General features: G+C 45.6%; 17 protein-coding genes. 4 read left to right on the top strand and 13 right to left on the bottom strand.

Going from position 1 to position 22,127, the window contains the following annotated elements; genetic code table 11:
* Nucleotides 1–2: 2 nt before the first annotated feature.
* The 4 genes from ACN0QW_RS14945 to ACN0QW_RS14930 form a co-directional block, all read right to left on the bottom strand.
* Nucleotides 3–779 (bottom strand): amino acid ABC transporter ATP-binding protein, encoded by a 777-nt coding sequence (locus ACN0QW_RS14945; RefSeq protein ID WP_299381241.1) that lies wholly within the window; start codon nucleotides 777–779, stop codon nucleotides 3–5.
* Nucleotides 780–804: 25 nt separating this feature from the next.
* Nucleotides 805–1,893: an amino acid ABC transporter permease gene (locus ACN0QW_RS14940; RefSeq protein WP_417432402.1), complete on the bottom strand. Its 1,089-nt coding sequence runs from the start codon at nucleotides 1,891–1,893 to the stop codon at nucleotides 805–807.
* Between the two features lie 2 nt (nucleotides 1,894–1,895).
* On the bottom strand, nucleotides 1,896–3,074 hold the full coding sequence (locus ACN0QW_RS14935; RefSeq protein WP_417432400.1) for an amino acid ABC transporter permease: 1,179 nt from the start codon (nucleotides 3,072–3,074) through the stop codon (nucleotides 1,896–1,898).
* 177 nt (nucleotides 3,075–3,251) lie between these two features.
* A complete protein-coding gene (locus ACN0QW_RS14930) occupies nucleotides 3,252–4,298 on the bottom strand; it encodes an amino acid ABC transporter substrate-binding protein (protein ID WP_417432398.1) in 1,047 nt (348 codons plus the stop codon).
* Between the two features lie 269 nt (nucleotides 4,299–4,567).
* Here ACN0QW_RS14930 and ACN0QW_RS14925 point away from each other — a divergent pair, with 269 nt between their 5' ends.
* The 3 genes from ACN0QW_RS14925 (at nucleotide 4,568) to mtgA (ending at nucleotide 8,695) form a co-directional block, all read left to right on the top strand.
* Nucleotides 4,568–5,599, top strand: coding sequence for an amino acid ABC transporter substrate-binding protein (locus ACN0QW_RS14925; RefSeq protein ID WP_417432397.1), 1,032 nt, complete (start codon nucleotides 4,568–4,570; stop codon nucleotides 5,597–5,599).
* A 10-nt stretch (nucleotides 5,600–5,609) separates the two neighbouring features.
* Nucleotides 5,610–7,907 carry a hybrid sensor histidine kinase/response regulator gene (locus tag ACN0QW_RS14920; RefSeq protein WP_417432396.1) on the top strand — a complete coding sequence of 766 codons (2,298 nt, stop codon included), beginning with the start codon at nucleotides 5,610–5,612 and terminating at the stop codon, nucleotides 7,905–7,907.
* Between the two features lie 125 nt (nucleotides 7,908–8,032).
* Nucleotides 8,033–8,695, top strand: a complete 663-nt coding sequence (gene mtgA / locus ACN0QW_RS14915; RefSeq protein WP_417432395.1) for a monofunctional biosynthetic peptidoglycan transglycosylase — start codon at nucleotides 8,033–8,035, stop codon at nucleotides 8,693–8,695.
* 152 nt (nucleotides 8,696–8,847) lie between these two features.
* Here mtgA and ACN0QW_RS14910 read toward each other — a convergent pair whose 3' ends face one another.
* The 5 genes from ACN0QW_RS14910 to ACN0QW_RS14890 all read right to left on the bottom strand — a co-directional run bounded on the left by ACN0QW_RS14910 (nucleotide 8,848) and on the right by ACN0QW_RS14890 (nucleotide 15,451).
* On the bottom strand, nucleotides 8,848–9,630 hold the full coding sequence (locus tag ACN0QW_RS14910; protein ID WP_417432394.1) for a substrate-binding periplasmic protein: 783 nt from the start codon (nucleotides 9,628–9,630) through the stop codon (nucleotides 8,848–8,850).
* 200 nt (nucleotides 9,631–9,830) lie between these two features.
* On the bottom strand, nucleotides 9,831–10,640 hold the full coding sequence (gene iolB, locus ACN0QW_RS14905) for a 5-deoxy-glucuronate isomerase (RefSeq protein ID WP_417432393.1): 810 nt from the start codon (nucleotides 10,638–10,640) through the stop codon (nucleotides 9,831–9,833).
* Nucleotides 10,641–10,689: 49 nt separating this feature from the next.
* On the bottom strand, nucleotides 10,690–11,577 hold the full coding sequence (iolE, locus tag ACN0QW_RS14900; RefSeq protein ID WP_417432392.1) for a myo-inosose-2 dehydratase: 888 nt from the start codon (nucleotides 11,575–11,577) through the stop codon (nucleotides 10,690–10,692).
* 4 nt (nucleotides 11,578–11,581) lie between these two features.
* The gene (iolD, locus tag ACN0QW_RS14895) at nucleotides 11,582–13,429 is read right to left on the bottom strand and encodes a 3D-(3,5/4)-trihydroxycyclohexane-1,2-dione acylhydrolase (decyclizing) (RefSeq protein ID WP_417432391.1); all 1,848 of its coding nucleotides are present in this window, start codon (nucleotides 13,427–13,429) and stop codon (nucleotides 11,582–11,584) included.
* 102 nt (nucleotides 13,430–13,531) lie between these two features.
* Complete coding sequence (locus ACN0QW_RS14890; RefSeq protein WP_417432390.1) at nucleotides 13,532–15,451, bottom strand: bifunctional 5-dehydro-2-deoxygluconokinase/5-dehydro-2-deoxyphosphogluconate aldolase; 1,920 nt, start codon at nucleotides 15,449–15,451, stop codon at nucleotides 13,532–13,534.
* Between the two features lie 211 nt (nucleotides 15,452–15,662).
* Between ACN0QW_RS14890 and iolG the strand changes: the two genes are divergently transcribed.
* Complete coding sequence (gene iolG, locus ACN0QW_RS14885; RefSeq protein ID WP_417432389.1) at nucleotides 15,663–16,652, top strand: inositol 2-dehydrogenase; 990 nt, start codon at nucleotides 15,663–15,665, stop codon at nucleotides 16,650–16,652.
* 106 nt (nucleotides 16,653–16,758) lie between these two features.
* Here iolG and ACN0QW_RS14880 read toward each other — a convergent pair whose 3' ends face one another.
* The 4 genes from ACN0QW_RS14880 to ACN0QW_RS14865 all read right to left on the bottom strand — a co-directional run bounded on the left by ACN0QW_RS14880 (nucleotide 16,759) and on the right by ACN0QW_RS14865 (nucleotide 22,041).
* Nucleotides 16,759–17,580: an inositol monophosphatase family protein gene (locus tag ACN0QW_RS14880; protein ID WP_417432388.1), complete on the bottom strand. Its 822-nt coding sequence runs from the start codon at nucleotides 17,578–17,580 to the stop codon at nucleotides 16,759–16,761.
* Nucleotides 17,581–17,644: 64 nt separating this feature from the next.
* A complete protein-coding gene (locus ACN0QW_RS14875) occupies nucleotides 17,645–18,742 on the bottom strand; it encodes an ABC transporter ATP-binding protein (RefSeq protein ID WP_417432387.1) in 1,098 nt (365 codons plus the stop codon).
* The gene (locus tag ACN0QW_RS14870; protein WP_417432386.1) at nucleotides 18,739–20,973 is read right to left on the bottom strand and encodes an ABC transporter permease; all 2,235 of its coding nucleotides are present in this window, start codon (nucleotides 20,971–20,973) and stop codon (nucleotides 18,739–18,741) included. Before ACN0QW_RS14870 ends, ACN0QW_RS14875 begins: the two co-directional genes overlap by 4 nt.
* A 36-nt stretch (nucleotides 20,974–21,009) precedes the next feature.
* Nucleotides 21,010–22,041 carry an ABC transporter substrate-binding protein gene (locus ACN0QW_RS14865; RefSeq protein WP_417432385.1) on the bottom strand — a complete coding sequence of 344 codons (1,032 nt, stop codon included), beginning with the start codon at nucleotides 22,039–22,041 and terminating at the stop codon, nucleotides 21,010–21,012.
* Between the last annotated feature and the right edge of the window lie 86 nt (nucleotides 22,042–22,127).

The raw sequence follows: 22,127 nt of genomic DNA, 5'->3' as shown, positions 1-22,127 counted from the left end.
TTTTAGTGGGAAAGGATTTGGCTCAGGAACAGTTGGGTCCGATCCATCTGAGGGTTATTAAAAAATTCGTTTGGTTCGTTTTCTTCAACTATTTCCCCGCCGTCCATAAAAATGACGCGGTCGGCAACTGACTTTGCAAAACCCATTTCGTGGGTTACGCAAAGCATGGTCATACCATCATTGGCGAGCTCTTCCATCACATCCAAAACTTCCTTGATCATTTCGGGGTCAAGCGCAGATGTTGGCTCATCAAACAGCATGACTTTGGGGGACATACAAAGTGAACGGGCAATTGCAACACGCTGTTGTTGGCCACCAGAGAGTTGGCCCGGGTATTTTTGGCTCTGTTCGGCAATGTTTACGCGCTTTAGATAAGTCATTGCGAGGTCTATGGCATCTTTGCGTGGCATCTTCCGAACCCATATTGGGGCAAGGATCAAGTTCTCAAGAATAGTCATATGCGGAAAGAGGTTGAAGTGCTGAAAGCACATACCAACATCTTTGCGTACTTTCTCCAACGCTTTGGTGTTGTTGGTGAGTTCCTGATTATTAACGATAATGGTGCCAGACTGGTGTTCTTCAAGCTGGTTGATGCATCGAATCATAGTAGATTTACCAGAGCCTGATGGACCACAGATAACGATGCGTTCGCCTCTTTGGACTTCAAGGTTAATGTTTTTGAGAACATGAAAGTCCCCATACCATTTATTCATATCTACAAGAGAAATGACGGTGTCTTGTTCATTTTTTGCCGCGAGGGCTGCATTTTGTCCTGACATAACTAAATTCCTATTGCGTCCCTAATTAATGATGACCAACCTGACCGCGCTTTTCGAGCGAACGGCCATAGCGACTAAGACTGAAACAAAGTACCCAGTAAATGAAAGCACAGAAAACAAAAGCCTCTGCGTTAAAACCAAGCCATTCCGCATCCTGAGAGGCTGCTTTGGCAATACCGAGAAAGTCGAGCAAGCCAACGACCACGACGAGAGAAGTATCTTTGAGAAGTGCGATACAGCGGCCGATAAGAGGGGGAATAACAATCTTCAAAGCCTGTGGTAGAATAATGAAAGTGGTTGTTCCCCAACGGTTTAAGCCTAATGCTACGGCTGCTTCGCCTTGTCCCTTGTCTACGCCCTGAAGGCCACCACGGACGACTTCAGCAATATAGGCAGACGAAAAGAGAATGATACCAAATTGAACCCGATAGAGAATACCGACCTCAACGTCTGTGGGCAGAAATAGGGGAAGCATAATGGTTGCCATGAAAAGGATTGTAACCAGTGGTACCCCACGGACCAGTTCAATCACACAGATGCAAAAGCCCTTAATAATTTTGTTTTGCATGCTGCGGCCAAGCGCTAAGAGAACGCCGATTGGAAGAGAAGCCAAAATACCAACAACAGCAAGAACCAAGGTGAGCATTAACCCACCCCATTCAGATGTGTCAACAACCTCTAGTCCTAATCCGCCACCGATAAGCCAATAAATCGGTAAGGGAAGGATAAGCCAGGCTACGACCAAGTGAGCAGTCTTTAGCATATGCCGAGCGGTAATGATAAACAGCCCGAAAAGAAAAATAGCTGAAAGAATAGGACGCCAGGCCAATTCTGTGGGGTATGGTCCTAATAAGAATAGTTTTATCTGTGCATCAACAAAGGCCCAGCAAGCACCTTGTCCTTGTCGGCATGTCTCTGCAGTACCTTGGAAAATGGCATCAATCAGGAGCCAGTTAACCAGAGGAGGAATAATATTTGCCAAAATAGCTAAACCAATAATGGTCAAAAGGCCATTGGCAAAACTATTGAACAGATTGTTTCTTACCCAGTGAAGAAGACCGGTCTGTGACGCAGGCGGCGGCATATCCGGAGAGGGCTGGAAAACCATAGTCATGATTAGCGCTCCACTAGTTGGAATTTGTTATTGGCAATATTCATCAATAAGGAAATGATCAGATTGATACAGAGGTAAACGCCCATCCAAATAGCGATAACCTCAATCGCTTGTCCGTTTTGGCCAATCATGGTGCCCCCAATCGACACCATATCAGGAAAGCCAATGGCTATGGCCAGGGAGCTGTCTTTAACTAGACTTGCATAGTCGTTGGTGGTGGAAGGAATTACCGTACGAAGCGCCTGAGGAAGGACAACATCCCGCATGGTCCGGTCTGGCGATAATCCAAGGGCTGTCGCAGCTTCACGCTGTCCTTTTTGAACGGAAACAATGCCGCTTCGGACATTTTCCGCAATAAATGCTCCGCGATACAGGACTAAACCAAAAACCAAAGCTGCAAATTCCGGGCGGAAAACCCAGCCACCTTTAAAGTTAAAGCCTTTTAGCTCTGGCACTTCCCAAGTCAGAACATCGCTAAAAATTGTTTGGGTAATCACAGGTGGGACGATGATTAAAGCCAAGGAAATCCATATTGTAGGATAACTTTTCCCTGTTGTATCTAAGGTCTTCTTCGCCCATTTAAGAAAAAAAACTGTTCCGATAATCCCTAAACCAAGAGCAACCATGAGGTAAATAAAGTTTTCACCGGCTATTGGTTTGGGAACAAAGATCCCTCTTTGACTGAGGAAGCCGTCAGGTATGAATTCAATCGCTTGTTTAACTGATGGCAGGCCGACCAGAACAACCCCGTAAACAAATAAAAGAATCAAAAGAACGGGAATGTTGCGCATGATCTCAACATAAATCTCGGCCATTCTGGCAATGAGTGGATTACCAGATACCTGGGCAACACCCATTACAATTCCAACTATGGTCGCCAAGAAAATACAAAGGATTGCAGCAAAGAAGGTGTTAATGATTCCGACCAAAAGGGCACGTCCGTAAGTATCAGACGGGCTATAGGAAATCAGAGAATCCCCAATGGGAAAACCAGCTTCCAGAGAGAGAAAAGAAAAGCCGGATTCAATGTGGCGTGCTTCTAAGTTTTCCTGGGTCGCTAGCAAAAGGTAATAGGCACAGGCAATGACGATTCCTGCTGTGAGTGTCTGATAGAGACAGGACAATAAATTGCGATAGGAAAACAGCCCACCAAGACGCGCGCTGGTAGATTTCGACATCATTTAACCTTTGGTCGGAAAGAGGGGCAAGGATCTTTAGGTGAAAAAAGTTCCTTGAGTTACCGCTGTGGTTTAGTAGGTGAACCCTTGTTAGTGTTGGTAAGAGCAGTTCGTTTTTTGTGAAACTGCTCTTACCGGTTTTTGCTTTTAACTAACCACACCAGCCAAAGCAAAAGTGTATTAGCGTAATGGTGCTACGTACATGAGACCACCATTTTGCCATAATGCATTGGTGCCGCGGGGCAGGTTTAGGGGACTGTCTTTACCTAGATTACGGTCAAAAATTTCACCGTAATTCCCAACGGCAGAAATTGCGTTAACCATCCAGTCGTTCTCTAGACCTAGATAGCTACCGTATTCACCTGAAGCGCCCAGCATACGCTGTACTGTAGGGTTATTACGCTGTGCTTCTGACAGATCGGAAAGATTCTCCTGAGTAACACCAAGTTCTTCAGCGGTAATCAGGCCATTGATTGTCCAAGTCACAAGATCTTTCCACTGGTTATCACCATGTTTTACTAACGGGGAAAGAGGCTCTTTTGAAATGATTTCCGGCAAAACTACATGGGCACTTGGATCTGGCATCGTTGTTCTGAATGATGCAAGTTGGCTATTGTCTGTTGTGAGCGCGTCACAACGACCGGAACGATATGCGTTCACGGCCTCTTTTTTGCCTTCAAAAACAACTGGTTCGAAGTTCAAGCTATTGGCTCGCGCAAAGTCGGCAAGGTTTAATTCTGTTGTTGTACCCGATGTTACACATACTGTTGCACCATCAAGTTCTTTGGCGCTGTTTACACCCAAATCTTTACGGGTCATGAAGCCTTGACCGTCATAGAAAACGATAGTGGTGAAGTCGACACCTTCTTTGGTGTCGCGTTTCATTGTCCAAGTTGTGGTCCGGGATGTTAGATCAACTTGGCCTGTGACGACTGCGAGGATTTTTTGTTTAGAGGCAAGAGGAACAAACTTGATCTTGTCACTTTCGCCAAAGATTGCGGCAGATACTGCGCGGCACATATCGACGTCTAGTCCTGACCAGACACCGTCAGAGTTCGGGTTAGAGAACCCAGGAACGCCTTCACTGACGCCACAGTTAATGTGACCTCGTGCTTTTACGTCATCAAGTGTGCCTGCTGATGCCTGTGTTGCAAAAAGGGCAAGTCCGGCGACCATCAACCCAGAAATTTTTTTACCAGTGCTTTTGTTAACAGCGAATTTTTTCATTGAATGCCTCTGAATTTTAAGTTTCCTGTTCTACACAACGCATTATTTTTTTGTTCCTTAATTGGGGAACATATTTTTTTGAAGGCCGTGTTAAACCAATCATTCCCCAAAAAATAGAGATGCCGCAATTGGACAGAGGTATTGGGTATCGAGACTAAAGTCGTAGTTCATAGGGGGTATTCTTACGATTAAGGTCGTACGCCACTGTATATTCCGAGGGGCTTTGATATAGTCATTTTACTGGGTAATTTATTTGAGGGTGCAAGACCGTGTTTAGATCAAATTTTTTCCATTCCGCGGCTTTGTCTCTTGTTTTGGGACTTAGCTTTTGGGGCGGCAAAACTTCAGCATCAACCCTTGATATCGTTAAAGAAAGAGGCTATCTGACCTGTGGTGTTGGGGAGCATGATTTTGGGTTTGCCCAGCGCGATATTCAAGGGAAATGGCACGGATTTGATGTGGATTTCTGTCGAGCAGTTGCGACGGCCACATTGGGAGACCCTACAGCGGTTCGTTTTATTCCTGTGGATAGTCAAAATCGCATCACCACTTTATTAGAGGGCGAAATCGATCTTTTGACTAGAACGACAACCTGGACCCTTAGCCGAGATGCGGCAATGGAAATCAATTTCACACGTATTACTCTATATGAAGTTCAGGGTGTTATTGCGCGATCAGAGCTTGGCATTACTCAGTTAAATGAGGCCAAATCAGGTACAATTTGTGTGAATTCAGGTACGACAAGTGAGCTAAATCTTGCCGATTATCTTAATCGTAATCAGACAAATTTGGAAATGCTGGTGCTGGAAACTCAACAGGGAAGGTGGGATGCTTTTTTTAACGGTCGGTGTGATTTAATGACGTCGGATCGAATTGATTTGCAAGCGGGTGCGGCCATGTTGGCACCAAGTTCGGATGACTACGTGATATTATCAGACGTTATTTCAAAAGAGCCTTTGGCACCTGCGGTGAGAAACGATGATGATCAGTGGTTTGATATTGTAAAGTGGGTGATTAATACGACCGTTGCCAGTGAGGAGTTTGGGATTTCGTCTCAAAATTTACAGAAAATGAAAGAGGGACTTTCTCCTCAGCAAACCCGATTGTTTGGCAAGGTTAATAACCTTGGTGGTGCGCTTGGGCTCGACCCGGATTGGGCAAGCCGCGTTATTGGAGATATCGGAAATTATGGAGAAATTTTTGACCGTAATTTAGGAGAGGGGTCTCAATTCAAGGTGGAGCGGGGGATGAACAATTTATGGACCAAGGGCGGGCTTATGTATGCTTTGCCTGCGCGTTAAGCTTGATTAGATGAATTTAAACGCTGACAAAAGATCCGGGTTTCTTGGACGCCGAATTGTTACGAGGGTATTGGCGAGTTTAAGTTGTATGGTTCTTCTGATCGCGGGGGCCAGCGTTGTTTCTCTCTATTCTTTTAATGATCTACGAAATGGACTGGCTGATTTTACTGGGAACGATTTACCAAAAGTTGTTGCAGGGGCTAAATTAAATCAGATTTCTGCAAATTTAGCATCTTTTGCACCAAAATTGTTGGCGACGAATAGTAAAGGTACTCGGCAGGCTGTTTTGTTACGGGTCGCCGACCAGGAATCTTGGTTGGAAGAGATTTTGGTCGAGCTTGAAAAAGGAAATTCTGAGAAAGAACTACAGCGATTCCGGGAATTAAAAGATACTTTGGTTGAAAACCTTCATGCTGTCGCAAACTTGGTTAGACAAAAAGCGTTGAATTCTGCCGAAACGAAAAAGTTACTTAATCGGATACCAAAACTGAACAAAGAGCTATTTTCCTTTCGAGTCAAGCTATCACAAGTTACTGGAACTAACCCCGATTATCAAAAGTGGAGTAATGCCTTTGCGTCGGCCTTACTGTTGATTCCAACTGCGGCAGCAAGTGATTTTCCTCTTGAATTACAAAAGTTTGAAGAGCAAATAACGCACCTTTTGAAAGAGATAGAACAAGAAACATCGTATTTTCCAGATGATGTCAAATTAACGGCTCAAAAACTCGTCCGTGATCTTCAGATGCTTTCTCTTGGAGAGAACGGTATTATAAAGCTGAAGAATGAATCTTTCCAACTTGGGGATTTAGTTGAAGGTACAGTTAGCCAAAATAAAATCGTGGCAGATCGTTTCGTGGCCTCGGCTTCAATTCTGACTCGGAAATTACAAAATAATATTTTAGCCCGAAGTGAGCAGCTAGATCAGGATGCCCAGGATCGTAGTGTTCTTTTCTTGCTTATGTCACTTTTGGGCTCCGTCGCAGCGGTACTTGTTTTCTTACATATTAATAAATCGGTTATTCAGCGGTTGGCCAACCTTAACCGAACAATGCTTTCCCATGCCTCTGGGCAGCGTCCGCCTATTACAAGCTCTGGGAATGATGAAATAACTGATATGACCAAAGCTTTTAAGTTTTTTGTCGATGTTATTGAAAAACGGGAAGAGGAACTGGAAGAGGCTAAGAATATCGCGGTTCGCGCGGATCAAGCAAAGTCGCGGTTTCTGGCTGCTGCAAGTCACGATCTACGACAACCACTTCACGCGATTAGTCTTTTTGTAGCAACCTTGTTGGATCAAAATTCTAATAAAATACGAAGTTCCGTTTTAGAAAATATTGGTCGGTCGGTTGAACATATGAATGATCTGTTTGAATCTATTCTGGATTATTCACAGTTGGAAAGAGGAGAACGAGTTGCAGAAATACGTTCTTTTAAACTGAAATCCTTATTTGCAACTCTGGAAACTGATTTTGCAATACTGGCTGCGGAGAAAGGATTAGTGCTTCGTGTTGAAGGGAATAATCTTTCTGTTAAGTGCGAGCCTCTTTTGTTGGATCGGATTTTACGAAACCTTCTTTCCAATGCTGTTCGTTATACCCAAGAAGGAGAAATTATACTCAAGGCCGTATCTTCGAGAAAAGGTGTAACGATTAAGGTTCAGGATAGTGGTCGTGGTATTTCAAAAGATCAACAGCAGCAAATTTTTCATGAATTTTATCGTAATGGAGATAAATCCGAAAAGGGCCTTGGCTTAGGTTTGGCAATTGCCCAGCAGATGGCAGCTTTGTTAGAGACCGAGATAACTGTTTTTTCTGACGTAGGAAAAGGGGCGATTTTCAGTATTGAACTTATAGAAGCGGATCGGGTTAATTCTTACGAACAGACTTCGGCTAATGTTGAAAAGAAGATCAATGAAAATATTTTAAACAATCAAACAATTGTTTTACTGGATGACAATCCACAGATCATTGTTGCAATGACAGGGTTACTTGAAAAGTGGGGATGTAACGTACTGGCTGCTCAAAATAGTGCAGAGCTAAAAAAATTGTTAAATACAGCTGAAATACAGCCGCTGGCTTATGTAACTGATTACGAATTAGAGAGCGAGAAAACAGGCTTGGATATTCTTGATTCTCTCCTTACAAAAGGCGAAAGAAATCGCGGAATTATTTTGACTGGGAACACTGACCCTGAAATTGAAGCGGCAACAAAAAGAAAAGGATTTAGCTATTATAACAAGCCGATACGCCCCGCAAAACTAGCGGCGTTTTTAAGGCATTTAGCTCGGCGGGATATTTCACGGGTGTGATTTTTGCTCATGTTGTACAAGTGCCCATGTTGTACAAGTGTATTGTACCTGTTTGTGAGGTTGTTAAACTCTTGGGCATATTAATCTGTGATAAGGGGTAGCCCCGTTCGGGGAAGTTAAAATTTATGAAGTTTCTCCGTCGTTTATTCTGGATATGCGTATTTATCGGGGGAGTATTCCCGCTCGCAATAATACTGTTTTATTGGGTCGTACCGCCTTTGGCGACGCCACTCATGTTTATCAGAGATGACCCCATTCAATATGATTTTGTCGCGTTAGAAGACATCTCGCCAAATCTTGTACGGGCCGTTTTAGTTTCTGAAGATCAGCGGTTTTGTGAGCATGCTGGATTTGATTGGAAACAATTGGAAATTGTTTGGGACGAGTTAATATACACTGGAACGGCATCACGGGGGGCAAGTACGATTTCAATGCAGACGGCCAAAAATCTTTTTCTTTGGCCCTCGAGGAGCAAGGTTCGAAAAGTACTCGAAATTCCCCTGACTATCATGCTCGAAACTATATTGCCAAAACGCCGTATTTTAGAAATTTATTTGAATATAGCAGAGCTCGGCCCAGGAATTTACGGCGCAGAGGCGGCTGCTCAGGCGCACTTTAAGGGGAACGCTAAAAATATGACGGTGCGTCAAGCGTCCCGTCTTGCTGCTGTCTTACCTAATCCGTTAACAAGAAATGCCGCGCGGCCAAGCACAAATGTTCAAAAGAGAGCAGATAAAATTATGAGAAATATGCGCATCGCACCGGCATCGCTTTGGTCATGTGTCTAGTTGAGATGCTTTCGGCCTGCGATAAACGCAATGTCATGAGTATACAAACAGTGGTTTATTTTTGGATGGGGTTGTTTTCAGGTGTTGGAACCGCTCTTAATTTTTGGCAATCCGTCAATCCCACTCTTGGTTTGTACTCGTTCTACCGCTTACTAGTGAAGCATTAAACTTAATTGCGTGTGGGGTGGCAGGAGAAGTAAGTGATTATAATGGACGATATTGTCACTATCTTTGCGACAAGGGGGAACCTGCTGGTTGAATCGTTCGATAAAATCCGGGTTATGAAATAAGAAACGGTTCGAAAAATATACACCAAGAGGTTTGTTTTTTAAGTCCACTTTTCGAACATCTTCAAGCTGATCAGTTTTATGTAAGAGCCGATCCATAACAAGTTCGTTTGCCAGAACAGCTTCGAAACGGTCGCTCAATAACATTTTAAGTAGACTCTTAGTGTCTGTAGCTGGGGTATTCGAAACGTTATAGTCGTTGGCAATCAGCCATTTATGCATATTCGCCCCTAGAAAACTGGAAACGGTAGCGTTCTTTTTAAAATCGTTGGATTGTGGATCAAGGGAGGATTCTTTGCGAAGATACCAAGTCCATGTTTGTTCCGCAATTGCCTTTGTCATCACAGCATAGCTATCGCGAAATGCGTTTCTTGAGGCTGCGTAAAATCCATCAGCCTCATGATTTTGCACAAGTATTTGAGCTCTTTTCCAAGGAACAACATGAATTTTATATGGCTTTTCAAGCTTATGTAAAACACATTTCAATACAGTTGTGGCTATGCCTGTAACGTTGTTCTCTTCATCAAAATAGCTATAGGGGGGAAGTTCATGAGTTGTTATAATAACTGGGTCAGCGGCAATTACAGTCGATGAAAAAAAAGTCATCACAACCGTTGGTAAAATATTGAGGCGGTTAACCAATCTCATATTTACTATACCTACTTACTCCTGAACAGAATGCGTAGTTAGCTATATTTTTATATGTACCAATTGCTATAAGTTGTTTTTGTTAGCTTTAATCCATTTTAGGATGTATTTGCCTAAAAAGCTATATAATTGTGTTTTCCCCAATTCTATAAGCTCGATTGCTGTTTATTGTTTAGCTCTTAAATCCAGCACAAAGAAACTTATTTCAGCATCCATTCATGATCTGGGTCGTTATGGAATTTCCAGACTCTTTTAGGGCCAGCCATGACATTGAGATAGTATAGATCGTATCCATGGGGAGCACCGCAAGGGTGGTAACCTTCTGGTACCAAGACGACATTACGATCTTCTACGGCAAAGGTTTCATCCAAGGATCTGTCATCAGTATAAACGCGCTGGAAGGCAAAACCCTGTGATGGATTTAGTCGGTGATAATAAGTCTCTTCCAATAAGGATTCACGTGGCAATGCATCTTGATCATGTTTGTGGGGCGGGTAGGATGACCAGTGCCCGCCAGGAGTTATGACTTCGACAACAAGCAGGCTGTCTGCGGGCTCTGTTTCGGGTAGAATATTGGCAACATGCCGAATGTTTGTGCCTTCTCCCCGTGTTTCTCTACTTGCTTTTTCCGGTGAAATTACACGGGGTTTCAGCCGTTCGTCAGATGTAGATGTTACAGGGGCAGAGCATACGGCCAGCTCGACATCGGTTTCTGAGGTTAAAGACCATTTGCAGCCTCCGGGAATATAAACGGACCAAGGATCTCCTTCGAAGGGGGACATGCGTTCGCCAAGAGATCCAAAATCCTGACCATCCACACTGACCTTGCCTTTCCCGGACACAAAGACGAGACAGACTTCACGATCCGTTGTCTGTTCTGAAATGGTTTGACCTTTTAAAAGCTTGTGCACATCAAAGCCAATATACGTCCACTCGGCACTTTCAGGGGTAACTTCGATAATTTTTCCGCTGTTGTCGGGCGCTGATGGCTTTACAAGTAGGTGGCTCATGATTGTTTCTCGTGCGATTGTGAGAGTAAGTGGTTATTTGCTTGGACTGTTAATCTAAAAGGTTGGCTTCCTGCAGGTACTTGACCAAATTGGCATAGCCCAGCTTTGCAAAGCTAAGCGCTGAAGTTTCTTCTGAATACTGTTCAGCCTCGACGATGACCCAGCCTTGATACCCCTGAAGTTCTTTAAGTGTGGTGGTGAAATCAATCATACCATCGCCTGGGACAGTATAGACACCGGCAATTACAGCTTCAAGGAAGCTCATATTCTTGTCGGCTGCTTTTTTCATTATATCCGAGCGGATGTCTTTTGTGTGTACATGACTGATCCGATCCTTGTAACGCGCTGCCAGTGTAGCGGGATCAGCCCCGCCCCATGTTGCGTGTCCTGTATCCAAAAGCAAATGGACTGAAGGCCCTGTGACACGCATAAAATTGTGAATGTCTTCTTCGGATTGCACGATAGTACCCATGTGATGGTGATACACAAGGCGGACACCTTCGGCCAAAGTCGCGTCGCCGACCTCTGTCACCCGGTTACCAAATTCGACCCAATCTTTGTCATGTAAGACAGGTCGTTTGGAAAGGGGGATGTTTATGTCGCCGTGAATGGCGTTTGATGTTTCGGCAAAAACCAGAACGTCAGCACCACAACCTTTTAGAAGATCCAGATGTGGCCGCAGGTTCAAAAGTTCATCTTTGACACTGCGGGTTAGTAGTTCAGAAGAATACCAACCGGACACAAGGCTGTGGCCGTATTCAGCAAGCGTAGCCTTTAGTGTTTCACTTTTGCGCGGGAACTTGTTGCCAAGTTCCATACCGACAAACCCGGCTTCCTGCGCTTCACTAAGACATTGTTCAAGCGGAATATGACCACCGAGTTCCGTCATGTCATCGTTTGACCAACCAATAGGGTTGGCCCCAATGCGAATGGTCATGAATTTAATCTCCGATACGTTGTTGCTTGAGCGCGGTTTCATAGTTTTTACGCGCAGAGTTTACATTTTTGTCTGATGATACTTCCGGAACGGCGACATCCCACCAGTGCCCGCCAACTTCTGTCGAAGCTAAAGGATCTGTATCGATCACAATGACGGTAGTTTTATCTTTATTTTTGGCTTGTTCTAACGCTGCTTCCAACTCATCAATTGTGCTGACTTTTGACGCACTTGCTCCCAAACTTTCTGCGTGGGCTTTAAAATCAATATCTGGCAAGGATTGATGATTGGTATGTTCCAATAGATTGTTGAACGAAGGGTTTCCTGTGCCCCGTTGCAAGCGATTGATGCATCCATAGCCACGGTTATCTAGAACGACAATTGTTAGCCTCTGCCCGAGTAGCACAGAGGTGGCAATTTCGGAATTCATCATCAAATAAGAGCCATCGCCAACCATGACGATGACTTCCTGGTCTGGATTGGCAAGCTTGACGCCAAGGCCGCCTGCAATCTCATACCCCATACAGGAATAGCCATATTCAACATGGTAAGTTCCGGGCACCGAGGCCTGCCACAGTTTATGTAATTCGCCGGGCAATCCCCCAGCTGCACAGACAACAATGCTGTCTTTGGGGGATGATCGTTGAACAGCACCGATGACTTGGGCATCAGTGGGATAAAGATCGGGCGTTGAGGCTGTAATCTTGTTGGCGTCATTAAGCCAACTTTGGTATGCGTTGTGTCCTAAGGTGGCCCACTCATCCGGTGCCTGCCAATTCTCAAGCTTTGTACTTAGCTGTTGTAACGTACTTTGGGCATCACCAACCAACGGCAGAGACCGATGTTTTGTGGCATCAAAACTTTGTACGTTGATACCTATAAACCGACGATCTGGATTTTTGAAAAGTGCCCACGATCCGGTTGTGAAATCCTGAAGTCTCGTTCCGACAGCGAGGATGAGGTCGGCTTCTTCAGCGAGTTTATTTGCGGCGGAGGTACCTGTTACGCCGATTGCCCCCATGTTCATTGGGTGATCGTGGGGAAGGGTTGATTTCCCTGCCTGCGTTTCTGTGACGGGTATCTTATGCTTTTCTGCAAAATATCGAAGAGCATCACATGCTTTGGAATAGTGGACGCCACCCCCTGCAATTATCAAAGGTTTTGTGGCTTCCTTCAAAGATGAAAGCGTTATTTCGAGTTCTTTGGCATCAGCAGTAGGACGCCGAATGTACCAGATCTTTTCTTCGAAGAAACTTTCTGGGTAATCATAGGCTTCGGCTTGGGTGTCTTGGCAAAGGGACAATGTTACAGGCCCACAATCAGCCGGATCTGTGAGAACATTCATGGCTCGGTTTAGGGCGGGTATAATCTGTTCAGGACGTGTGATGCGATCAAAGTATCTGGATACGGGCTTGAAACAATCATTTGCCGAGATTGTACCATCCCCAAAGTTTTCGATTTGTTGAAGTACAGGGTCAGGATTTCTGTTGGCAAAAACATCACCGGGTAACAGTAAAAGTGGTAGGCGGTTGACGTGGGCCAATGCAGCAGCCGTGACCATGTTTGTTGCGCCGGGGCCAATGGAGGTTGTACAGGCCATCATACGTTGGCGTTGCTTTGATTTGGCAAAGGCAATCGCTGCGTGTGCCATACCTTGTTCATTGTGCGCCCGGTAAGTGGGAAGTTTATCCTGAACCTGATAGAGAGCTTCACCCATTCCTGTGACGTTTCCATGCCCAAAGATTGCCCATACTCCGGCAAAGATAGGTTCGACCTTGTTATCAATTTCAATTTTCTGAACACTTAAAAATCGGGCAACAGCTTGAGCCATTGTTAATCGTATCGTTTTCATCTGTCTTAATCCGGTCTGTTCAGACTTCTATTCTGTAAGCAAAATGAAGTATGACATATTTTGTTTCTTGGGTTTCAGTTCTTGTTGTCAGGGTGTTCCTACTTAGGAAAAGCGCGTAGCTTTTTCTACTTCGATCCAGGAATCTGTCAGACGTTGGAATTTATTCTCCATGTCTGCGATTGCGGCTTCGTCATCAATCTCTCCTTGTAACCATGCATTGGCCGCTTCGGCAAAGATTGTACGGCCCACGGCAAAACCCTTGACCCAAGGAGACGATATTGCCGAGGCAAAGGCTTCTCTTAGCTGTTCTTCAGGAGCTTCAAGGCCGAGAAGAACAATGCCCCGGCAATAAACGTCATTTTCCTCTATCACCTTGCTGATATTTTGCCAGGCAATTTTACTGGTTTGTGGTTCCAGTTTCCACCAGTCCGGCTTGATACCCAGTTCGTAAAGTCGGGACATGACTTTTGAAACAGTTTCGTCGCCAAGAGGACCGTTTTTGCCCGCGATAATTTCAATAAGAAGCTCGCGTCCAATTTTTCTGGCTGCTTCATGAAGACGCAAAAGAGATTTCTCTTGTTGTTCTCTGATGTTTTTTTCGTCGTCAGGGTGGTAGAAGCAAAGGCATTTGACAACATGGTCAACGGGCCATTCGTTCAGGTGTGATCCCAAGTCTTTAATCTTGTCAAAGTCCAGAGGGTGTGATCCGGGTAATTCGACGGGACGGCCAATCCATAAGGGTTCTTTTTCGGCGTCAAAAAGTGCTTTGACACCATAGGTACTGTCTAGAAGCATACCATAGTTCGGACGACCCTGAGCAACGTTATTGGCAGCGTTCACCGCGAGCTGTTTAAACGCAGGAATGCGATCACGGGATACCCCCGCGCGATCAGCCATGTCTTCTAATTGAGATCTGTGATCTATGGCAAAGGCCATAAGGCTTTTATCTGTGGGACGTCGTGTGGTTGCCCAGTGAATGTGGTTGATATCTTGATCTTTGCGCAATGCGCGATGTTTACTTCCCGCTTTCAAGAAATATTGTAATTCATCCCAAGTTGGAATTTCCGGGGAACAGAGCAAGCGCGAGACAGCAAAGGCACCACAAGCGTTGGCCCATTTGGCGCAAGTCTCATAATCTTCGCCGGTAAGCCACCCTCTTAAAAATCCAGACATAAAAGCGTCGCCAGCCCCCAGCACATTGTAAACCTCTACAGGGAAGCCGGGACCCGTGATACCTTCTTCCAAATTCGAGGGTATTGCGTCAGGATAAACGATACAGCCCATTGGACCTCGTTTGAGAACAATAACGGCGGAGGTAAGTGAGCGGATCTTTTTTAAAGCTTCGAGTGTGTTTTCGGTGCCACCAGCAATGTGAACTTCTTCTTCGGTACCAACAATCAGATCACAATCAGCTAAAACAGATTGAAGATGGGTGGTCACGAGATCTGATTTGATAAAACGTTCTTCGCCTGCTTCGTGGCCTGCCAACCCCCAAAGATTGGGGCGGTAATCGATATCGAGAATAACTTTGCGTCCTGCAGATTTTGCGATCGAGACTACTTTTTTGCTTGCGGCAAGTACATTTTCTTTTGACAAGTGCGTGCCACTAATGAGAACCGATTGAGATTTTTTTATAAAATCGGGATCTATATCTTCTTCACATAAGGCCATATCGGCGCAATTTTCACGGTAGAAAATTAAGGGAAAGGTGTCTTCATCCCTGACGCCCAGCAACACCAATGCCGTCAAGCGTTCTTTGTCTGTGATAATGCCGTCTGTTGCAACGGCTTCGCGTGCCATTTGTTCACGGATATAACGCCCCATCTGTTCGTCACCGACCCGTGTGATAAAGCCGGATTGCAACCCTAATCTTGATGTGCCAATGGCGATGTTTGCCGGGCAGCCGCCGACAGATTTTGCGAAACTGGTCATATCTTCCAGACGTCCACCAATCTGTTGACCGTAAAGGTCGACAGAGGCACGGCCAATGGTAATTACGTCGAGATCTTGTTGCTTTGTCATATTTTTTGTCGTTTCTTCTTGCCGGTACTTTGACCTGTCCGATTATTGTATAATAAGCGGACTTAAGATCTTTTTATTGTGTGTGAATAAAGTTGCAATTTTCATATCCAGGATTTGAAAAGCTGTTTCTTTCACATCTTCTTCTTGTGACAATGAAACACATATTCTATATTTAAGTCAATTCAGAATATGTATTCCTTTGGAGGCTCTTTTGGTTGGGTTTGGATTAATTGGCGCTGGTCGGATTGGACAGCTCCACGCAGATAATATCATGGCAAATGCACGGGCAGAATTGGTGACGGTTTCAGATGCTTTTGCCGAGGCAGCAAAATCTTTGGCGGCAAAAACGGGTGCCGAAATCTCATCTGTCGAAGATATGCTGGCCCGAGATGATATTCAGGCTGTTTTTGTTGCGTCTTCAACGGATACACATGCTGATTTCATCGAAGCGGGTGCGCGTGCTGGTAAAGCCGTTTTTTGTGAAAAGCCTGTAGATATGGATGCGGACAGAATACGATCTTGTTTAAAGGTTGTTGAAAGCTGTAACCAGTCATTGATGATTGGCTTTAATCGTCGTTTTGACCCGAATTTTGCGTCATTACAGCGTCGGTTATCAGACGGTGAAATCGGTGATGTTGAAATCGTAACCATTCAATCCAGAGATCCTTCTCCGCCGCCAGTTTCTTATATTGAACGATCCGGTGGTTTGTTCCGGGACATGATGATTCATGATCTTGATATGGCGCGGTTCCTGTTGGGGGAAGAACCTGTTTCAATATATGCCACGGGGTCGGCGTTGGTTGATCCGGCTATCGGCGATGCAGGGGATGTGGATACCGCGTTGGCTGTGCTGAAAACTGCAAGTGGTAAGGTTTGTCAGATATCCAATTCACGCCGGGCAACCTATGGGTACGACCAGCGCGTTGAAGTTCATGGATCAAAGGGTATGCTCCGCGCAGGTAATGTTCACGAAACAACTGTAGAAGTCGCAACATCAGCTGGCTTTAAAGCTGATCCTGTTCAGCATTTCTTTTTGGAACGCTATATGGCTGCGTATCGCGATGAACTCAATGCCTTCATCGATGTCGTGGAACAGGGCATACAGCCTTCGCCAAGTGGGTACGATGGCCTCATGGCACAGGCCTTGGCCGATGCGGCAACAGAATCTCTGAAGACTGGCGTGCCCGTTTCACTGGTCTAGTCGGCGACAGAGTTTGATCTAAAAAAGCAGAGGATGCGAAACGCACCCTCTGCTTTTTTGTGTGAACTCGAAAGAATTTCAGAGATCAATTATGCTCTATGGTTAGTCACGCAAGACCTGTCATTTTTTGCAAGTCTTCGGCAACTCCGCGAGCTGATGAGAGAATGGGATTTCCTTTGTTCAAGCCGTCGTTCTCAAGAAAAGGTGATGACCATCCACCAGCTTCTTCGATAAGAATAATACCCGCCAGACAATCCCATGGGTTAATGTGAGGTTCGTAGTAACCAATCAAACGACCAGATGCGACATATGACATCATCAAAGCACAGGACCCATTGCGGATAAACATGCCGCCTGCTGAAAGCAGGTTGTCGAGAAATGGTAATAGTTGTGACGGTGGGATGCGATGGGATGTTCCCAACCCCATTACCCCTTGGGTAACGGAATTGATATTTTGAGTTTCAATTTTTTGATTATTTAAGTGAGCGCCGTTCCCGGTTAGGGCGGAGAAAAGTTCATCGGTGTTGGGGTCGTACACAAAACCTGCGACGATATTGTCCCCTTTCATCAGGGCGACGGAAATACACCAAGCATACATTCCTGTCAGGAAGCACGCAGTACCGTCGATGGGATCGATCACCCAGAGATAATCGTTACTCCCCTTTTCCTGTCCGTGTTCTTCACCAAGATAGCCGTCACCCGGAAATTTCTTTCGTGTTAGGTCACGGATAATCTTCTCGACATTCTGATCTGCAATGCTGACGACATCTTGTGGGTCCGTTTTTGTCTCGATTATTAGTTCATCCCGGCGATTGAAGTAATCAAGGGCAATTTTACCTGCTTCTTTGATCATTTCCTTGCCGTGAACGAACCTTTGATCAATTTCATTCTTATCTTCGTGGGAAAGGTTCTGATAGGTGAGAAACACAATAGAGTCCTTAAAGATTTGTGCCTAATACGGCTGTTTGGGAGGGGTGTTTTCTGTGCGATGCTTATGGGGCTATTAGTGCCATGCCTTTGGTTGCAAAGGTTATAGAAATATCGCTTCCAGCCTTGATGGCATTATCAATGCGATAATCAACGACAAACAATTCACCCAAAGAGCTGTCGACGGAATAGTGCATTTGGTTGCCTAAATAGGTGGCATGCGTGACGCTTCCCTTGATACCAACCTGATTAGCCCCCTCAGAAGATTGCCCGGAAGATTGTGGGGCAGGTTCCAGTAATATTGAATCGGGGCGTATCGCAATTTGCGCCGACCCACGCCCTAAGCCACGGCTTGGGAGGTCGTATTCGACACTATCTATGCGAACCTTGGCTTTTTCGTGGTCTGCATTGATTACTTCACCCGCGATTAGATTTGCATCGCCAATAAAGTCAGCGATAAAGGCTGATGAAGGGGCTTCATATAGTTCTCTCGGTGTGCCTTCTTGGGCAATAACAGATCTATTCATGACAATAATACGATCAGAAACGGCGAGGGCTTCTTCTTGATCATGTGTGACGTACACGGCGGTTAAGCCAAGGTTCTGTTGTAGATCCCTTATTTCTTCGCGTACTTTACGGCGAAGTTTAGCATCCAGATTTGATAGGGGTTCATCAAGGAGCAATACTTCAGGTTCTAGAACAAGAGCGCGTGCAACGGCGACCCTTTGTTGCTGTCCACCAGAAAGCTCACTTGGTAGGCGTGATGCATAGCCCGCAAGACCAACTAGCGCCAAGCCTTCTTCTGCACGTTCTGTTGCTTCGGCTTTTTTAAGCCCACTAACAGTCAATCCATAAGCCACGTTTTCGCCCACTGTCATGTGGGGGAAGAGGGCATAAGATTGAAAAACCATACTGACATCACGATCTGTGGCAGGAAGGCTTGTCACATCTTTTCCGCCGATTAAAATCCGCCCGGAAGAAGCATGTTCCAGCCCGGCAATCATGCGCAAGGTGGTGGTTTTTCCGCAACCACTCGGCCCTAAAAGGGTAACGAGGTGACCGGGTTCAATCGAAAAGGACACATTATCAATTGCCGTAACAGCACCGTATTTTTTTGTGACATTTTCGAAGGTAACGGATCCTGCTTTTAGGTGCAGACTCATGCTTGTTTCTCCATCGCGGCAGAATTAGTTGATGGTTTTGAATTTTTAGATTGTGGTGCCAGCCTGTCGGCTCTGCGAAGTTTACGTTCGCCAATGACTTTTTGAACGAACAGGATTGCCGTTAACATCACAAAGATCAAAACAGAAGAATAGGCAATGGCGATACCATATTCACCATTTTCCACGAGGCCGATGATATAGGACGTTGCCATGTTATGATCTGCGCTGACGAGGAAAATAACAGCACTGACCGAGGTGATCGCCCTAACAAAGCTGTATACCAAGGCGGCAACAATCGCTGGACGTAATAGCGGGAGTATAACTTTCCGCAATGTTGTAAAACTGTTTGCCCCAAGTGTGAGAGAAGCTTCGTCCAGACTTTTATCGAGTTGGCTCATGGCTGCAATTCCGCCACGAACACCGACAGGCATATTTCTGAACATAAAACAAAGAACAAGAATTGCGGCCGTTCCGGTCAATTCAAAGGGGGGGACGTTGAAAGCGAGAATATAGCTGACACCGATAACCGTTCCGGGGATCGCAAAGCTTAACATCGTACCGAATTCAAAGATGTTTTTCCCACTGAATTTCTGGCGGACCAAAAGGTAGGCGGTCAGAAGACCCAGCGCGGCGGTAAGGGGTGCCGCGATTGCTGAAATCGAAATTGTCGTCCAGAAGGAGTCCCAAGCGGCACCTTCCCATACCAAGCTGCCGTCGTTCCAGCCAACGCCAAAACCATCTGCGTAATGTCGCAAAGTGAAACTGTTATCTCGTCCCCAGTTCACAACAAAACCACCAAAGAGAACTGTGCCGTAAATGACGATTGTAAAGAGTGCCCAAGGAATAGTGACGCACAGGCATACCCGGCGTAACAGCGGGTTCATTCCTGCATGAATGCCTGAATCAGCTTTACCCGCGACTGTGGTGTAAGATTTGTTCCCAAGCCATACGCGCTGTGTAAAGAAAGCGCTGAGTGTGAACATCAGAAGTATTATGGCAAGAGCAGCGGCCATGCTTTGGTCATTTTGGGCGCCGACAATCGCAAAGAAGATCTCTGTGGATAGAACATCGTAGTTACCGCCAAGCACCATGGGGTTACCAAAGTCAGCCATACTTTCGATAAAGCCGATCAAAAAGGCATTGGCAATACCCGGACGCATTAGGGGAAGAGAGACCTGTTTGAAGGTATGCCATCGACTGGCGCCAAGTGTTTGGGATGCTTCTTCCATTGAAGGGCTGACACCTTCTACCACACCGATCAGGACAAGAAAGGCGATAGGCGTGAAGGAAAGCGTTTGCGCCAGCCAGATGCCGGGCAAACCATAAAGCCAACGTCCAGCTTCGATATTTAGAAGGTCCGCAACAAATTGTGTGATCGTCCCAGAGCGCCCCAAAAGCAGGATGAGCGCAAGGCCAATGACGAAAGGCGGCGTAATGATCGGTAGGATAGTGAGAACCCTAAGAGATTTTTTCCAGCGGAAATCGGTTCTGGTTGCGACCAATGCAAAGCCAAGTCCCAGTAGGGTCGTTGATGTCGCTGTTAAAATAGCAAGAAAGAACGAGTTTAACCCAACACCGCAAGAGACGCTGGAGCTCAGGCATTCAAGGCCCCATATTTTCTTGGTAAAAAAGTTGTTTGTAAAGGTACTGAGAGCGTAGAAGCCTTCTTCATTTACAAAGGCCGAAACCAGAATTTTCCCGACGGGTAAAAAAACAAATGTAGCGACAAGGGCGACAACGATTCCAATCGCTGATGTGACAAATACATCGCCCCGCAGGTTTCCGGCTGCGGCCAGCCCTGTGGTTAAAAGTATGAGAAAAGACCCCGCGGCGAGGAGAGCTCCGTACCCCATCCCAAATTGACGCGTTTCCAGTATGCCAAACATACTTTCTAACATACTGAATTCCCAGCCACCTATGCCGATGCTAAAGCCTTGTCCAAGCAGATAGGCGAGGCCAAATCCGCCGGATATAATCAGGGTTGAAGCATATTTGGGATCGCTTTTGATTTTGCGAATAATCCATAGGGGGAAGAGAAGAGGAAAGATAAGTGGTAGTAACCATTCCTTACCCTGAAAGATTTGAAGCAGCGCCGGGGCATAATCGCTATCAAATGGATAGCCATCGATAAGCCATTCAAATGCCCAAAAGCCATCTTCAAGGGCATACCAAGGGAGTATGGCAAAGCCAATCCAGCCCAAAACAAGCCACGGAAAAAATGATGTACGCACGAATCTTTCCTCTTTATCTCAAATGACGCTTATGGATTAGCGTGGCAGAGATTTAATTTCGTCATCCCAACGCTTTAGGAGACGTTTTCGTGTCTCGCTTGAACCGTATGTAGCAAAGTCATAGTTGATCAATTTGATCTCTGTGAGCTTTGGTGCGCCTTCGGGAACGGAAGATCCTGAGTTTGACGGAACTTGATAGGCTTTTGCTTGCTCAGCCAAGGACTGTACGTCTGCACGAAGCGCAAATTCTGCGAATTTTTTCGCATTGTCCAGATTACGGGCACCTTTGATGATGCTCATGGACCCGACTTCGTAACCAGTACCTTCACATGGGGCGACGACCTTGATTGGGAAGCCTTTTTTGACCTGCTTGACCATGTCATGCATGAAAGTAATCGCGAGTGTGGTTTCCCCTCGCGCCGAGGCTTTAATAGGGGCCGACCCTGATTTTGTGTATTGGTTTATGTTTGCGTGAAGTCCTGCCAGAAATTCAAAGCCTTTTTCTTCGCCAAAAAGCTGCACAACGGTTGCAAGTGTTGTGTAAGCTGTCCCTGATGAGTTTGGATTTGCCATCTGTATCTCACCCTTGTAGGCGGAGTTTGTTAGATCAGCCCAACATTTTGGTGCCGGAAGCCCTTTTTCCTTTAAGAGTTCTTCGTTGTAACCAATGCCAAGGGCCCCAGCATAAATTCCAACTGTTTTGTAATCTCCTTGTTTAGCTTGGTTTTGCGCCCACTCAAGAAGGTTATCAATTTGTTCTGATTTATAGGGTGTGGTTAGGTCTTCTGCAGCTGCTTGTAGATGTGGGTCGCCTGTACCGCCCCACCATACGTCAACCTTGGGGTTTCGTGCTTCGGCTTTAATGTGCGCGAAGATCTCGCCCGAGCTTTTGCGTACCATAGATACATCAACGCCGGACTCTTTTTCGAACGTTGATTTCATAAGGTTACACCATTCTTCATCCGCCGCGCAGAGAACATTCAATTTCTCTTTTGCTTGCGCTGAAACAGCAGATACTGCGCACAGTGCTGCAACGGCGAACCCAAATGCTATATTCTTTTTAGTCATCCCGTGACCTCCCTTTTTGGTCTTTTTTTGAGGTTATTCCTCTTACTTTGTCTTGTGCAAGTTAACGCACAATTTGGTTCAAAGAC

It is taken from the genome of Kiloniella sp. (genome assembly GCF_048259265.1).
Classification (GTDB): Bacteria; Pseudomonadota; Alphaproteobacteria; order Kiloniellales; family Kiloniellaceae; genus Kiloniella.
The sequence above is the reverse complement of the archived record's forward strand: the minus strand, read 5'-3'. Positions and strand labels throughout refer to the sequence as shown.

Excerpts from the sequence above, each read along its gene's own strand:
- ACN0QW_RS14945 (WP_299381241.1), bottom strand. The coding sequence starts at position 779 with ATGTCAGGACAAAATGCAGCCCTCGCGGCAAAAAATGAACAAGACACC.
- ACN0QW_RS14940 (WP_417432402.1), bottom strand. The coding sequence starts at position 1,893 with ATGACTATGGTTTTCCAGCCCTCTCCGGATATGCCGCCGCCTGCGTCA.
- iolD (WP_417432391.1), bottom strand. The coding sequence starts at position 13,429 with ATGAAAACGATACGATTAACAATGGCTCAAGCTGTTGCCCGATTTTTA.
- ACN0QW_RS14875 (WP_417432387.1), bottom strand. The coding sequence starts at position 18,742 with ATGAGTCTGCACCTAAAAGCAGGATCCGTTACCTTCGAAAATGTCACA.
- ACN0QW_RS14890 (WP_417432390.1), bottom strand. The coding sequence starts at position 15,451 with ATGACAAAGCAACAAGATCTCGACGTAATTACCATTGGCCGTGCCTCT.
- iolE (WP_417432392.1), bottom strand. The coding sequence starts at position 11,577 with ATGACCATTCGCATTGGGGCCAACCCTATTGGTTGGTCAAACGATGAC.
- ACN0QW_RS14935 (WP_417432400.1), bottom strand. The coding sequence starts at position 3,074 with ATGATGTCGAAATCTACCAGCGCGCGTCTTGGTGGGCTGTTTTCCTAT.
- iolB (WP_417432393.1), bottom strand. The coding sequence starts at position 10,640 with ATGAGCCACCTACTTGTAAAGCCATCAGCGCCCGACAACAGCGGAAAA.
- ACN0QW_RS14865 (WP_417432385.1), bottom strand. The coding sequence starts at position 22,041 with ATGACTAAAAAGAATATAGCATTTGGGTTCGCCGTTGCAGCACTGTGC.
- ACN0QW_RS14930 (WP_417432398.1), bottom strand. The coding sequence starts at position 4,298 with ATGAAAAAATTCGCTGTTAACAAAAGCACTGGTAAAAAAATTTCTGGG.
- mtgA (WP_417432395.1), top strand. The coding sequence starts at position 8,033 with ATGAAGTTTCTCCGTCGTTTATTCTGGATATGCGTATTTATCGGGGGA.
- ACN0QW_RS14920 (WP_417432396.1), top strand. The coding sequence starts at position 5,610 with ATGAATTTAAACGCTGACAAAAGATCCGGGTTTCTTGGACGCCGAATT.
- ACN0QW_RS14910 (WP_417432394.1), bottom strand. The coding sequence starts at position 9,630 with ATGAGATTGGTTAACCGCCTCAATATTTTACCAACGGTTGTGATGACT.